Here is a 12,680-nt window from a genome sequence, read left to right as displayed (position 1 = left end):
ATTTCCCATTTTTAGAGTCATCGCTGATTTCAAGAGTTTCGATTTTTGGTTTTTCAATTTCAATCATTTCTAAATAAAACCCTCCTTCAAAACGTCGAAACCCCGGCTAGACAAGAAGAGAAAACGCGTCTAACCGAAATTCCCCAATCAAAAGTTCCCGAATGTGCACAACAAAATATGATCTTTCTGCCAGAATCCAGAAAACGTATCATAACCCATTATTGACAGGGATACAAAAAATATACAGGTAAATTACACGCGACGACGTTTTGGCGGACGGCACCCATTATGTGGAACTGGCGTAACGTCTTTAATGGATGTAACTTCAAGACCTGCAGCTTGTAAAGCACGGATAGCAGCTTCACGCCCAGCACCTGGACCTTTAACAGTAACCTCTAAAGATTTCATACCGTGTTCCATAGATGCTTTTGCTGCTGCTTCAGCAGCCATTTGAGCTGCAAAAGGAGTTGATTTACGAGAACCTTTAAATCCTAACGCACCTGCACTAGACCAAGAGATTGCGTTACCATGAACGTCTGTGATTGTAACGATTGTATTGTTAAAAGTAGAACGAATATGAGCGATACCAGACTCAATATTCTTTTTTACGCGACGTTTACGTGTATTCGTTTTACGAGCCATTTGTTGTTAACCTCCCTTACTTTATTTTTTCTTATTGGCAACAGTTTTACGAGGGCCTTTACGAGTACGTGCATTGTTTTTCGTATTTTGACCACGAACTGGCAAGCCACGACGATGGCGTAATCCACGGTAACAGCCAATTTCGATTAGACGTTTAATGTTTAGAGAAACTTCACGACGAAGATCCCCTTCTACTTTGTACTTATCTACGATGTCTCGAATTTTCCCTAATTCTTCTTCTGTTAAATCACGTACGCGAGTATCTTCAGACACTCCAGCCTCCGCTAAGATTTTTTGTGCAGTTGGACGACCAATACCGTAAATATATGTTAAAGAAATGACAACACGTTTATCACGTGGAATATCAACACCAGCAATACGAGCCATTGTTAAAAAGCACCTCCTTCAAATTATCCTTGTTTTTGCTTATGCTTTGGATTTTCGCAAATAACCATAACTTTTCCTTTTCTGCGAATAACTTTACATTTTTCACAGATTGGTTTTACTGATGGTCTAACCTTCATGTTTATCAACCTCCTTAGTAGTACGGAGTGCTAATTATTTATAGCGATACGTGATTCTACCACGGGTTAAGTCATAAGGTGATAATTCAACCGTTACTTTGTCTCCAGGTAAAATGCGGATAAAATGCATACGAATTTTTCCAGATACATGCGCAAGCACAGTATGACCATTTTCTAATTCTACTTTAAACATTGCATTAGGCAATGTTTCAACAACGGTACCCTCTACTTCAATTACATCGTCTTTCGCCATCTAATTGTTCTCCCTTCTTCAAATCAGTAACTTGCTCATTGACAAACTTAGTTAAAGCATAACGGAGCTTCCCGTTTGTCACACGACCAGTTTCCAATATACTGTTCTGAACTTCCGGAGATACAGAGTCAAAAAATTCAAGATGATGGATATTTTTCTTTTTTGGAGAATGAAACTTTCGTTTATCTCCATCTGCTATTAATACGAATCTCTCATCGAGAACTTTAATGACAATCGCATATTGTCCTGCTTCTCTCCCTTGAGTGATCAGGACGAACTGACCTATTCGTGGACTCGATTCAGAATCGATCAACTATTATCACCTTCACTTAGGCTTTTGTTAAAATTTCATACCCAGTTTCAGTAATCGCAATCGTGTGTTCAAAATGTGCACACATTTTGCCATCTACTGTTACTACTGTCCAGTTATCAGGCATTGTTTTTACATAACGACTTCCGGCATTAACCATTGGTTCAATCGCCAAAACCATACCAGGCTTCAATCTAGGACCTTTATTCGGTGGGCCATAATGAGGAATTTGTGGGTCTTCGTGTAAATCTTGGCCAACACCATGTCCTACATACTCACGAACGATAGAGAAACCATGTGACTCGACATATGTTTGAATCGCATGTGATATATTCGAAAGTCTTTCACCTGGCTTAGCTTCCTTAAGTCCTCTATATAAAGACTCCTCTGTGACATCTAATAATTTTTGATTCTCTTCAGATATTTTACCAACAGGATATGTCCAAGCGGAGTCACCATGATAACCATTATATTTTGCTCCAATATCAATGCTAATGATATCCCCTTCATGTAAAACACGATCTCCTGGAATACCATGAACAAGCTCTTCATTAACAGAAGTGCAAATACTCCCGCGAAAACCATTATACCCTTTAAAAGACGGAATTGCATCATGTTCGCGAATAAACTTTTCGGCAACTCTATCCAATTCTTTTGTTGTAATACCAGGTTGTATATATTTTTGGAGTTCTTGGTGAGTTAAAGCCACGATGCGACCAGCTTCACGCATAATTTCGATTTCACGGGGTGTTTTACAAATGATCATTCACCTAATCCTCCAAGCAACTCAGAGATATCCTCGAAAACTTTATCAATCGGTTGTTGACCATTAATGTTTCGCAAGTAGCCTTTTTGCTCATAAAAATCAAGCAATGGTTTTGTTTGCTTTAGATTAACTTCTAATCTGTTTGCAACGGTTTCTTCATTATCGTCGGCGCGCTGATACAATTCACCACCACATTTGTCGCAAGTATTATTTTGACTTGGTGGATTAAATATGAGGTGATAAGTAGCCCCACAATTTTTACAAATGCGTCGACCTGTTAAACGCTCCATTAAAATATTTTGGTCAACATTGATGTTAATAACATAGTCAATATTTTTATTTAATTCTTTTAAAATATCTTCTAAAGCCTCTGCTTGGGCAACAGTACGCGGAAAGCCATCTAATAAAAATCCTTTCTCACAATCATTCTTGCCTAAACGCTCACGGACAATACCAATCGTCACTTCGTCCGGTACAAGTTCCCCTTTATCAATGAATGATTTTGCTTTTAACCCTAGTTCGGTTCCTTCCTTCATAGCTGCTCTAAACATATCTCCAGTTGAGATATGAGGGACATGATACTGTTCTACAATCTTTTCCGCCTGTGTACCCTTGCCTGCACCAGGCAAACCCATTAATATTAAATTCATTTCTTCTCCCCCCAAAATTCTATATAGAGGGAATGGGACCATCCTTCATACCTTCATAACCCGTCCCACAACCTCATTGCTTCATAAAACCTTTATAATGTCGTTTCACGAGCTGACTCTCAAGCTGTTTCATTGTTTCAAGTGCTACACCAACAACAATTAACAAACTCGTACCACCAATTTGTGCAGATGGCGGAAGGTCAGCAAACTGGATGAAGAATACAGGGAGTACTGAGACAACTGCTAGGAATATGGAACCGACGAATGTCAAGCGATATATTATTTTTGTAACATACTCTTGCGTACTCTTTCCTGGTCTAATACCTGGTATATAGCCACCTTGTTTCTTCAAGTTCTCCGCCATTTGTTCAGGATTCACTTGAACAAAAGTATAGAAGTAAGTGAAGGCGATAATTAACGCCGCGTAGATGATCATACCAACAGGCTTTGTATAATCAAATGTATTTTGAATCCAGTTTGTTACATCATTTGGACCAAAGAACGATGCAATAGTAGTTGGGGTAATAATAAATGAAACCGCAAAAATGACTGGAATTACTCCAGCTGAGTTTACTTTTAGCGGTAAATGTGTTGAATGTCCTCCAACAGGATTACGACCAGCCAAACGCTTAGCGTATTGAATTGGTATCTTACGTAATGCTTGCTGGATAAAAATGACGCCTACAACAATTGCAATTACTGCTAGAAGCAATAACACAACGGTTACAATTCTTAAAAATAATTGATCGCCTACATCTTGGAATTGTTGCGCATAAATTTGGTTAACGGTTGATGGAATCCCGGCAACAATCCCCGCAAAAATCAGAATAGAAATACCATTGCCGACACCCTTAGCCGTTATTTGTTCCCCTAGCCACATTAAAAAAGAGGTGCCAGCTGTTAATACTAACGCAATTAATAAATATGTTCCGATATTAGGATCAACAATTAACAAGCCACCGGAAAGATTGTTAAAACCATAAGACATTCCAAGAGCTTGAATAAATCCTAAAATAATTGTGAAGTATCGTGTAAATTGGGCTAATTTTCTGCGGCCAACTTCTCCTTGCTTGGACCATTCCGTAAACTTTGGAACAACATCCATCTGCAACAATTGAGTAATAATGGATGCAGTAATATACGGCATAATCCCCATCGCAAAAATCGAGAAGTTCTGCAGTGCACCACCGCCAAAAATATTAAGTACCCCAAATACATTTAGTTCATCCTGTGCCTTTAATACATCTGTATTCACACTTGGCACAGGAATGAACGTCCCGATCCGAAAGATAACAAGCATTAAAAGGGTGAATAAGATTTTATTTCGTATATCACCCACGCGCATAAAATTGGAGATTGTCTTAAACATTAGATCACCTCAGCTGTACCGCCAGCAGCCTCAATTGCTTCTTTCGCAGAAGCAGAGAATTTATTAGCTTTTACAGTTAGCTTTTTCTCTAATTTACCGTCCCCAAGGATCTTAATACCAGCTTTTTGTTTACTTACAACACCAGTTTCTAAAAGAAGCTCTGGAGTTACTTCTGTTCCATCTTCAAAACGGTTTAATTTCGTTAGGTTCACTATTGCATATTCTTTACGGTTGATGTTCGTAAAACCTCGTTTAGGTAAACGACGGAATAAAGGAGTTTGACCACCTTCAAAACCAAGACGCACACCGCCGCCAGAACGAGCTTTTTGACCTTTTTGACCTCGGCCAGCTGTTTTACCGTTGCCAGAACCGATACCACGTCCAACACGGTTGCGTTTTTTTCGTGAACCTTCTGCTGGTTGTAATTCATGAAGTTTCATACGTTACACCTCCTTATCCAATCAATCATCTTATTGTTCTTCTACTTTTACTAGATGAGCTACTTTATTGATCATACCACGTATTGCAGGATTATCATCATGGACAACTGTTTGATTTAATTTGCGTAGTCCAAGGGTTTTAACCGTTAAACGTTGTTTTTCTGATCGACCTATTACACTGCGAGTGAGGGTAATCGCTAATTTTTTTGCCATTGTATTTCCCTCCTTATCCTAACAGTTCCTCTACTGTTTTTCCACGAAGCTTCGCCACATCTTCAGCTCGCTTAAGCTGCTTTAAGCCATCGACAGTTGCACGCACCATGTTAATCGGAGTATTGGAACCTAAAGATTTAGATAAAATGTCATGTACTCCCGCTAACTCTAATACCGCACGGACAGGTCCCCCAGCGATAACTCCTGTACCTTCAGAAGCAGGTTTTAAAAGAATTTCACCTGCACCAAAGTGTCCGATCACTTCGTGTGGAATAGTTGTACCTACCATCGGTACTTCAATTAAGTTTTTCTTCGCATCTTCAATCGCTTTGCGAATTGCATCAGGTACCTCTTGAGCTTTTCCTGTACCAAAGCCTACATGACCGTTTTTATCACCGACTACTACAAGAGCAGCAAAACGGAAACGACGACCACCTTTTACTACTTTTGCAACGCGGTTAACGGTAACTACACGTTCTTCAAGTTCAAGTTTGCTTGGATCAATACGACGCATTTTCTCTGTCCCTCCTTTTTCAATTAGAATTCAAGTCCTGCTTCACGAGCAGCGTCTGCAAGTGCTTTTACACGACCATGATATAAGTAACCACCGCGGTCGAATACAACATTTTTAATACCTTTCTCTAATGCACGTTTAGCAACAAGCTCACCAACTTTTTGTGCCGCATCAATATTACCAGTCGATTCTAAATTAAGTTCTTTATCTAATGTAGATGCGCTCACTAAAGTTGCATGGTTTGTGTCATCGATTACTTGAGCATAGATGTGCTTATTTGAACGGTAAACATTTAAACGCGGACGAGTTGCAGTTCCAAATAGCTTAGAACGAACACGAGCATGGCGTTTTTTACGAACCGCATTTTTACTTGGCTTTGTAATCATCTACGTCACTCCTTTCTAAACATCTAAGCGACATTACTTAGCAGTTTTACCTTCTTTACGACGTACATACTCTCCTTCGTAACGAATACCTTTACCTTTGTATGGTTCAGGTGGACGCACAGCACGGATGTTGGCAGCTACTGCACCAACGCGTTCTTTATTAGCACCTTTAACAACAATTTTTGTTTGAGAAGGTACTTCAATTTCAATTCCTTCTTCAGGTTCAATTTCAACTGGGTGTGAATATCCTACGTTTAATACGAGCTTTTTACCAGATTTAGACGCACGATAACCGACACCGATTAGCTCTAATCCTTTTTCAAATCCTTTTGATACACCCTCAACCATGTTTCCAATAATGCTGCGTGTCGTCCCATGAAGAGCACGATGCTCTTTGTTGTCAGTTGGACGGTTTACTGTTAAAACATTATCTTCTATTTTAATTTCCATATCAGGGTGGAATGTACGAGTTAACTCACCTTTTGGACCTTTAACTGTTACAGTATTACCGTTCAATGTAACAGTTACACCAGAAGGAATTTCAAGTGGTTTCTTACCTACACGAGACATGTCATACACCTCCATTCATCACAATTGATTTACCAAATGTAAGCTAATACTTCTCCACCTGTTTGCTTTGCACGAGCTTCTTTATCAGTAAGAACACCTTGAGAAGTTGACACAATCGCAATCCCTAAACCGTTGAATACACGAGGTACTTCATCCGCTTTAGCATAAACACGAAGTCCTGGTTTGCTAATACGTTTAATTCCTGTAATTACACGCTCATTGTTTGGACCATATTTTAGGAAAATGCGAAGGATACCTTGTTTATTATCTTCAATATATTCAACGTCACGAATAAAACCTTCACGCTTTAAAATTTCAGCTATTTCACGTTTGATTTTAGAAGCAGGAACTTCCAATTTTTCATGACGTACCATGTTCGCATTACGAATGCGAGTAAGCATATCTGCAATTGGATCTGTCATAACCATTAAAATAACCTCCTTCCCATACTGGGGTATTACCAACTAGCTTTTTTAACACCTGGAATTTGACCTTTATATGCAAGTTCACGGAAACAAATACGGCAAAGTTTAAATTTGCGCATGACAGAATGTGGACGACCGCAACGTTCGCAGCGTGTATACTCGCGCACTTTAAACTTTTGCTTGCGTTTTTGTTTCGCAATCATTGATTTTTTAGCCACGTTTTCGCCTCCTTTGAACTATAGCGATTATTTTTGGAAAGGCATGCCGAACTGAGCTAATAATTCACGAGCTTCTTCATCCGTTTTTGCCGTTGTAACAATAACAATATCCATACCACGAACTTTATTAACTTTATCGTAATCAATCTCGGGGAAAATTAATTGTTCTTTAATACCTAATGTGTAGTTTCCGCGTCCATCAAATGATTTTTTGGAAACACCACGGAAGTCACGTACACGTGGTAAAGAAACAGAAATTAGTTTATCGAAAAACTCATACATACGTTCACCACGAAGAGTTACTTTACAACCAATTGGCATACCCTCACGAAGACGGAAGCCTGCAATTGATTTTTTCGCACGAGTGATAACTGGTTTTTGCCCAGTAATCAACGTTAACTCTTCAACAGCACTATCTAATGCTTTGGCATTTTGTACTGCATCACCAACACCCATGTTGATTACAATTTTTTCGATTTTTGGAACTTCCATTACAGATTTATAGTTAAACTTACTCATAAGAGCAGGTGTAATTTCCTTGATGTATTTTTCTTTTAGGCGGTTCATAAAATAGACCTCCCTTCCTAATACCTATTTATCTAATATTTCACCAGATTTTTTTGCTACACGTACCTTTTTGCCGTCAACGATTTTGTATCCAACACGAGTCGGTTCACCAGTTTTAGGATCTAACGGCATTACATTTGATACATGAATTGGAGCCTCTTGGCTGATAATGCCACCTTGAGGATTAGCTTGTGAAGGTTTTGCGTGTTTTTTCACAATGTTCACACCTTCAACAAGTACACGTTCCTTCTTTGGATAAGCCTCAAGGATCACACCTTGTTTACCTTTATCCTTTCCAGCGATAACCATTACCTTGTCACCTTTTTTTACATGCATCCCAATTGCACCTCCTTAGCAAGGCTATTCCAATAATTATAGTACTTCTGGAGCTAAAGAAACAATTTTCATAAAGTTGTTGTCACGTAGTTCACGGGCAACTGGTCCAAAAATACGAGTACCACGAGGACTCTTATCTTCACGGATAATGACACATGCATTTTCATCAAAACGGATGTAAGAACCGTCGGAGCGACGAACACCACGTTTTGTACGAACGACAACAGCTTTAACTACGTCGCCTTTTTTAACAACGCCTCCAGGTGTTGCTTGTTTAACCGTACCGACAATAATATCACCAATGTTAGCAGTTTTACGACCAGATCCGCCAAGAACTTTAATAGTTAATAGTTCACGAGCACCAGAGTTGTCAGCAACTTTTAAACGAGATTCTTGTTGAATCATGTTCAATTACCTCCCTTCGAAATCAGTTCACCCGAGCTAAATTAGATAATAACAGCTTCCTCAACGATTTCTACTAAACGGAAGCGTTTAGTAGCCGAAAGCGGGCGAGTTTCCATAATTCGAACGATATCGCCAACTTTTGCTTGATTATTTTCATCGTGTGCTTTAAATTTTTTAGAATATTTCACGCGTTTTCCGTATAATGGATGTTTTTTATAGGTTTCAACGAGAACAGTGATCGTCTTATCCATTTTGTCGGAAACAACGCGTCCTGTATATACTTTACGGTTGTTGCGTTCACTCATTCTGCAAACCTCCTCTCTAATTATTGATTATTAGCAGCAAGCTCTCTTTCACGAATGATTGTTTTCATGCGTGCAATTGATTTACGTACTTCACGAATGCGAGCAGTATTTTCAAGTTGTCCTGTCGCTAATTGGAAGCGTAAGTTAAACAACTCTTCTTTTAATGATTTTACTTTTTGTTCAATTTCGGCAGTGGTTAGATCTCGGATTTCTTTAGCTTTCATTTGATTCACCACCAATTTCTTCACGTTTTACGAACTTCGTTTTAATAGGTAATTTATGTGATGCTAGACGCAGTGCTTCACGTGCAACTTCTTCAGATACGCCCGCAATTTCAAACATAACTTTACCTGGCTTCACAACTGCTACCCAACCTTCTGGTGCACCTTTACCGGAACCCATACGCACTTCTAGAGGTTTTGCAGTATATGGTTTATCAGGGAAAATTTTAATCCATACTTTTCCGCCACGTTTCATATAACGAGTCATGGCAATACGAGCAGCCTCGATTTGGCGGTTTGTAATCCATGCAGGCTCTAAAGCCTGAATACCGTATTCACCAAAATGTACTTCAGTACCGCCTTTAGCACGGCCGCTTAATTTCCCGCGGTGTTGACGACGATACTTAACGCGTTTCGGCATTAACATAATTATTTTCCTCCTTCCTCAGTTTTCTTCTTTGCAGGAAGAACTTCACCACGATAAATCCAAACTTTAATACCTAATTTTCCGTAAGTTGTATCTGCTTCAGCTGTTCCATAATCGATATCCGCACGTAAAGTATGAAGTGGAACAGTACCTTCACTGTAATGTTCAGAACGTGCAATGTCCGCGCCACCAAGACGGCCTGATACCATTGTTTTAATACCTTTCGCACCAGCACGCATTGCGCGTTGAATAGCTTGTTTTTGAACGCGACGGAAAGATGCACGATTCTCTAATTGACGAGCAATATTTTCTGCTACAAGTTTAGCATCTAAATCAGCTTTTTTAATTTCTAAAATGTTGATGTGTACGCGTTTGCCAGTTAATTGGCTAAGTGCTTTACGAAGTGCTTCAACTTCAGTTCCACCTTTACCAATCACCATACCTGGCTTCGCAGTGTGGATCGTAATATTGACACGGTTAGCGGCACGCTCTATTTCGATTTTAGATACAGAAGCGTCACTTAAGCGTTTATTAATGTATTCACGAATTTTAAGGTCTTCATGTAAAAGGTCTGCATAGTCTTTATCAGCATACCATTTAGACTCCCAATCACGAATAATTCCAATTCGAAGACCGACTGGATTTACCTTTTGACCCACTAATTATCCCTCCTTTTTTTCTGATACAACGATTGTAATATGGCTCGTACGTTTATTGATTTGGCTTGCACGACCCATTGCACGTGGACGGAAACGTTTTAACGTTGGTCCCTCATTTACATATGCCTCAGTAATCACTAAGTTATTAGCATCCATATCATAATTGTGCTCTGCATTTGCAACAGCAGATTTTAATACTTTCTCAATAATTGGAGAAGCAGCTTTAGGTGTATGACGTAAAATAGCTACTGCTTCGCCTACTTGCTTTCCTCGAATTAAGTCAATGACTAAACGAGCTTTACGAGGAGCAATACGTACTGTTCTTGCAACAGCTTTAGCTTGCATTTAAGTGCCTCCTCTCATTATCGTCTTGTTTTCTTATCATCACTTGCGTGACCTTTGTAAGTACGTGTTGGTGCAAACTCACCAAGTTTGTGACCAACCATGTCCTCAGTTATATAAACAGGAACATGTTTACGCCCATCGTATACTGCAATAGTATGACCGATAAAAGATGGGAAAATAGTAGAACGACGAGACCAAGTTTTAATCACTTGTTTGCTATTAGTCTCATTTAATTTTTCGATTTTTTTCATTAAATGATCATCGCAGAATGGTCCTTTTTTTAAGCTACGACCCATAATTTTGTAACCTCCCTTCGTGATTGCGCTACGGTTCTGTTGAACCGTAGAACAACCCCGTTATTTTTTACGACGACGTACAATGAATTTGTCGGATTTATTTTTCTTCTTACGAGTTTTATAGCCAAGAGTAGGTTTACCCCATGGTGTCATTGGTGATTTACGTCCGATTGGAGCACGTCCTTCACCACCACCGTGTGGGTGATCATTAGGGTTCATAACAGAACCACGAACTGTAGGGCGTTTACCTAACCAACGAGAACGTCCAGCTTTACCAATGTTAATAAGTTCGTGTTGTTCATTACCAACTTGACCTACTGTCGCACGGCAAGTTGCTAAAATCATACGAACTTCACCAGAAGTTAAACGAACTAATACGTATTTTCCTTCTTTACCAAGCACTTGAGCAGAAGTACCGGCAGAGCGAACTAATTGTCCACCTTTACCTGGTTTAAGCTCAATGTTATGAATGACCGTACCAACAGGAATATTTTGTAGCGGAAGTGCGTTACCTACTTTAATGTCTGCTTCAGGACCAGACATGATTTCCATTCCTACTTGTAATCCTTTAGGTGCAATAATATAACGTTTTTCACCGTCAACATAATGAATTAATGCGATATTAGCAGAACGGTTTGGATCATATTCAATTGTAGCAACGCGTCCTGGTATACCATCTTTATCGCGCTTAAAATCAATTATGCGATATTGGCGCTTATGACCGCCGCCTTGATGACGAACAGTTAATTTACCTTGGTTGTTGCGGCCTGCTTTTTTATTTAAAGGCGCAAGTAAAGACTTTTCCGGCTTATCAGTTGTAATCTCTGCGAAATCAGAAACTGTCATGCCGCGACGACCGTTAGTAGTTGGTTTATACTTCTTAATCGCCATCTCGGTTTCCCTCCTTCACTTTTAAAAATTAAGCTTCAAACAATTCAATTTCTTTGCTATCTGGAGTAAGCTTTACAATCGCTTTTTTACGACGATTTGTAAAACCACTAAAACGACCTACTCGTTTGAACTTACCTTTATAATTCATAATGTTTACTTTTTCAACTTTAACGCCAAAAATTTGTTCAATAGCATCTTTTACTTCCGTTTTGTTTGCTTTCACATCTACTTCAAAAGTATATTTTTTATCAGCAACTAAATCCATAGAACGTTCAGTGATGACGGGGCGCTTAATAATATCACGAGGATCTTTCATTATGCAAGCACCTCCTCTACTTTTTCCACCGCAGCTTTTGTAATCACTAGCTTATCATGGTTAAGCACATCAAGGACGTTCACTCCTGCTGCTGTCACAACTGTAACACCAGGAATGTTACGTGCGGATAATGCTACCGTTTCGTTGTGATCAGCTGTCACGATAAGAGCTTTCTTCTCTACAGAAAGACCTTTTAAAATATTAACCATTTCTTTTGTTTTTGGTCTTTCTAACATTAAGTCCTCTAAAACAACGATGTTGTTTTCTTGTACCTTTGAAGATAATGCAGATTTAATAGCTAAACGGCGTACTTTTTTCGGTAATTTGTATGCATACGTGCGAGGTTTTGGTCCAAATACTGTTCCACCCCCACGCCATTGCGGTGAACGGATTGATCCATGACGTGCACGTCCAGTACCTTTTTGACGCCAAGGTTTACGACCTCCGCCACTAACTTCAGAACGATTTTTTACTTTATGAGTTCCTTGACGTAAGGAAGCTCTTTGCATAATAACAGCTTCAAATAACACGTGCTTATTAGGTTCGATACCAAAAACAGAATCGTTTAATTCAATTTCACCAACTGTAGATCCGTTTTGGTTATATAATGCAACTTTTGGCATTATGTTTTT

At 39.2% G+C, this 12,680-nt stretch carries 27 protein-coding genes; all 27 read right to left on the bottom strand.

Features of this window, described 5'->3' with window-relative positions; all coding sequences use genetic code 11:
- Positions 1-252: 252 nt before the first annotated feature.
- Positions 253-642, bottom strand: a complete 390-nt coding sequence (gene rpsK / locus J2S06_RS13465) for a 30S ribosomal protein S11 (protein ID WP_044747044.1) — start codon at positions 640-642, stop codon at positions 253-255.
- Positions 643-663: 21 nt separating this feature from the next.
- On the bottom strand, positions 664-1,029 hold the full coding sequence (gene rpsM / locus J2S06_RS13460; protein WP_044747043.1) for a 30S ribosomal protein S13: 366 nt from the start codon (positions 1,027-1,029) through the stop codon (positions 664-666).
- A 23-nt stretch (positions 1,030-1,052) separates the two neighbouring features.
- Positions 1,053-1,166 carry a 50S ribosomal protein L36 gene (gene rpmJ / locus J2S06_RS13455; RefSeq protein WP_003156543.1) on the bottom strand — a complete coding sequence of 38 codons (114 nt, stop codon included), beginning with the start codon at positions 1,164-1,166 and terminating at the stop codon, positions 1,053-1,055.
- Between the two features lie 34 nt (positions 1,167-1,200).
- On the bottom strand, positions 1,201-1,419 hold the full coding sequence (infA, locus tag J2S06_RS13450; protein ID WP_003178377.1) for a translation initiation factor IF-1: 219 nt from the start codon (positions 1,417-1,419) through the stop codon (positions 1,201-1,203).
- On the bottom strand, positions 1,397-1,732 hold the full coding sequence (locus J2S06_RS13445; RefSeq protein ID WP_419152615.1) for a KOW motif-containing protein: 336 nt from the start codon (positions 1,730-1,732) through the stop codon (positions 1,397-1,399). The genes infA and J2S06_RS13445 overlap by 23 nt, the downstream gene beginning before the upstream one ends.
- Before the next feature lie 16 nt (positions 1,733-1,748).
- The gene (gene map, locus J2S06_RS13440) at positions 1,749-2,495 is read right to left on the bottom strand and encodes a type I methionyl aminopeptidase (protein ID WP_419152614.1); all 747 of its coding nucleotides are present in this window, start codon (positions 2,493-2,495) and stop codon (positions 1,749-1,751) included.
- Positions 2,492-3,145: an adenylate kinase gene (locus J2S06_RS13435; RefSeq protein ID WP_419152613.1), complete on the bottom strand. Its 654-nt coding sequence runs from the start codon at positions 3,143-3,145 to the stop codon at positions 2,492-2,494. The genes map and J2S06_RS13435 overlap by 4 nt, the downstream gene beginning before the upstream one ends.
- 73 nt (positions 3,146-3,218) lie before the next feature.
- Positions 3,219-4,514, bottom strand: coding sequence for a preprotein translocase subunit SecY (gene secY / locus J2S06_RS13430; RefSeq protein ID WP_044747039.1), 1,296 nt, complete (start codon positions 4,512-4,514; stop codon positions 3,219-3,221).
- Positions 4,514-4,954: a 50S ribosomal protein L15 gene (rplO, locus tag J2S06_RS13425; protein WP_044747038.1), complete on the bottom strand. Its 441-nt coding sequence runs from the start codon at positions 4,952-4,954 to the stop codon at positions 4,514-4,516. The genes secY and rplO overlap by 1 nt, the downstream gene beginning before the upstream one ends.
- A 30-nt stretch (positions 4,955-4,984) precedes the next feature.
- Positions 4,985-5,167: a 50S ribosomal protein L30 gene (gene rpmD / locus J2S06_RS13420; protein ID WP_044747037.1), complete on the bottom strand. Its 183-nt coding sequence runs from the start codon at positions 5,165-5,167 to the stop codon at positions 4,985-4,987.
- 13 nt (positions 5,168-5,180) lie between these two features.
- Positions 5,181-5,681, bottom strand: coding sequence for a 30S ribosomal protein S5 (rpsE, locus tag J2S06_RS13415; protein ID WP_044747036.1), 501 nt, complete (start codon positions 5,679-5,681; stop codon positions 5,181-5,183).
- A 23-nt stretch (positions 5,682-5,704) separates the two neighbouring features.
- Positions 5,705-6,067, bottom strand: a complete 363-nt coding sequence (gene rplR / locus J2S06_RS13410) for a 50S ribosomal protein L18 (protein WP_044747035.1) — start codon at positions 6,065-6,067, stop codon at positions 5,705-5,707.
- 33 nt (positions 6,068-6,100) lie between these two features.
- The gene (rplF, locus tag J2S06_RS13405; RefSeq protein WP_044747034.1) at positions 6,101-6,637 is read right to left on the bottom strand and encodes a 50S ribosomal protein L6; all 537 of its coding nucleotides are present in this window, start codon (positions 6,635-6,637) and stop codon (positions 6,101-6,103) included.
- Positions 6,638-6,666: 29 nt separating this feature from the next.
- Positions 6,667-7,065, bottom strand: a complete 399-nt coding sequence (gene rpsH / locus J2S06_RS13400; RefSeq protein ID WP_419152612.1) for a 30S ribosomal protein S8 — start codon at positions 7,063-7,065, stop codon at positions 6,667-6,669.
- A gap of 29 nt (positions 7,066-7,094) precedes the next feature.
- A complete protein-coding gene (locus J2S06_RS13395) occupies positions 7,095-7,280 on the bottom strand; it encodes a type Z 30S ribosomal protein S14 (protein ID WP_044747032.1) in 186 nt (61 codons plus the stop codon).
- Positions 7,281-7,307: 27 nt separating this feature from the next.
- Positions 7,308-7,847, bottom strand: a complete 540-nt coding sequence (gene rplE / locus J2S06_RS13390) for a 50S ribosomal protein L5 (protein ID WP_044747031.1) — start codon at positions 7,845-7,847, stop codon at positions 7,308-7,310.
- Positions 7,848-7,871: 24 nt separating this feature from the next.
- Entirely contained in the window at positions 7,872-8,183 is a 312-nt protein-coding gene (gene rplX, locus J2S06_RS13385) for a 50S ribosomal protein L24 (protein ID WP_044747030.1), read from the bottom strand.
- Positions 8,184-8,219: 36 nt separating this feature from the next.
- A complete protein-coding gene (rplN, locus tag J2S06_RS13380; protein ID WP_044747029.1) occupies positions 8,220-8,588 on the bottom strand; it encodes a 50S ribosomal protein L14 in 369 nt (122 codons plus the stop codon).
- Between the two features lie 41 nt (positions 8,589-8,629).
- Complete coding sequence (gene rpsQ / locus J2S06_RS13375; protein ID WP_044747028.1) at positions 8,630-8,893, bottom strand: 30S ribosomal protein S17; 264 nt, start codon at positions 8,891-8,893, stop codon at positions 8,630-8,632.
- 20 nt (positions 8,894-8,913) lie between these two features.
- The gene (gene rpmC, locus J2S06_RS13370; RefSeq protein ID WP_044747027.1) at positions 8,914-9,117 is read right to left on the bottom strand and encodes a 50S ribosomal protein L29; all 204 of its coding nucleotides are present in this window, start codon (positions 9,115-9,117) and stop codon (positions 8,914-8,916) included.
- Positions 9,107-9,541 (bottom strand): 50S ribosomal protein L16, encoded by a 435-nt coding sequence (rplP, locus tag J2S06_RS13365; protein ID WP_044747026.1) that lies wholly within the window; start codon positions 9,539-9,541, stop codon positions 9,107-9,109. Before rplP ends, rpmC begins: the two co-directional genes overlap by 11 nt.
- Positions 9,542-9,543: 2 nt before the next feature.
- On the bottom strand, positions 9,544-10,200 hold the full coding sequence (gene rpsC / locus J2S06_RS13360) for a 30S ribosomal protein S3 (RefSeq protein WP_044747025.1): 657 nt from the start codon (positions 10,198-10,200) through the stop codon (positions 9,544-9,546).
- Positions 10,201-10,203: 3 nt separating this feature from the next.
- The gene (gene rplV / locus J2S06_RS13355) at positions 10,204-10,545 is read right to left on the bottom strand and encodes a 50S ribosomal protein L22 (RefSeq protein WP_044747024.1); all 342 of its coding nucleotides are present in this window, start codon (positions 10,543-10,545) and stop codon (positions 10,204-10,206) included.
- Between the two features lie 17 nt (positions 10,546-10,562).
- A complete protein-coding gene (rpsS, locus tag J2S06_RS13350; protein WP_044747023.1) occupies positions 10,563-10,841 on the bottom strand; it encodes a 30S ribosomal protein S19 in 279 nt (92 codons plus the stop codon).
- Between the two features lie 60 nt (positions 10,842-10,901).
- On the bottom strand, positions 10,902-11,732 hold the full coding sequence (gene rplB / locus J2S06_RS13345) for a 50S ribosomal protein L2 (protein ID WP_044747022.1): 831 nt from the start codon (positions 11,730-11,732) through the stop codon (positions 10,902-10,904).
- A gap of 28 nt (positions 11,733-11,760) precedes the next feature.
- Positions 11,761-12,048: a 50S ribosomal protein L23 gene (gene rplW, locus J2S06_RS13340; protein ID WP_419152611.1), complete on the bottom strand. Its 288-nt coding sequence runs from the start codon at positions 12,046-12,048 to the stop codon at positions 11,761-11,763.
- Entirely contained in the window at positions 12,048-12,671 is a 624-nt protein-coding gene (gene rplD / locus J2S06_RS13335) for a 50S ribosomal protein L4 (protein ID WP_044747020.1), read from the bottom strand. Before rplD ends, rplW begins: the two co-directional genes overlap by 1 nt.
- Positions 12,672-12,680: the final 9 nt, after the last annotated feature.

It is taken from the genome of Bacillus alveayuensis, from assembly GCA_030812955.1.
Taxonomy (GTDB): Bacteria; Bacillota; Bacilli; order Bacillales; family Aeribacillaceae; genus Bacillus_CB; species Bacillus_CB alveayuensis.
Note: the sequence above shows the minus strand (reverse complement) of the source record. Positions and strands in the feature narration are given on the sequence as shown.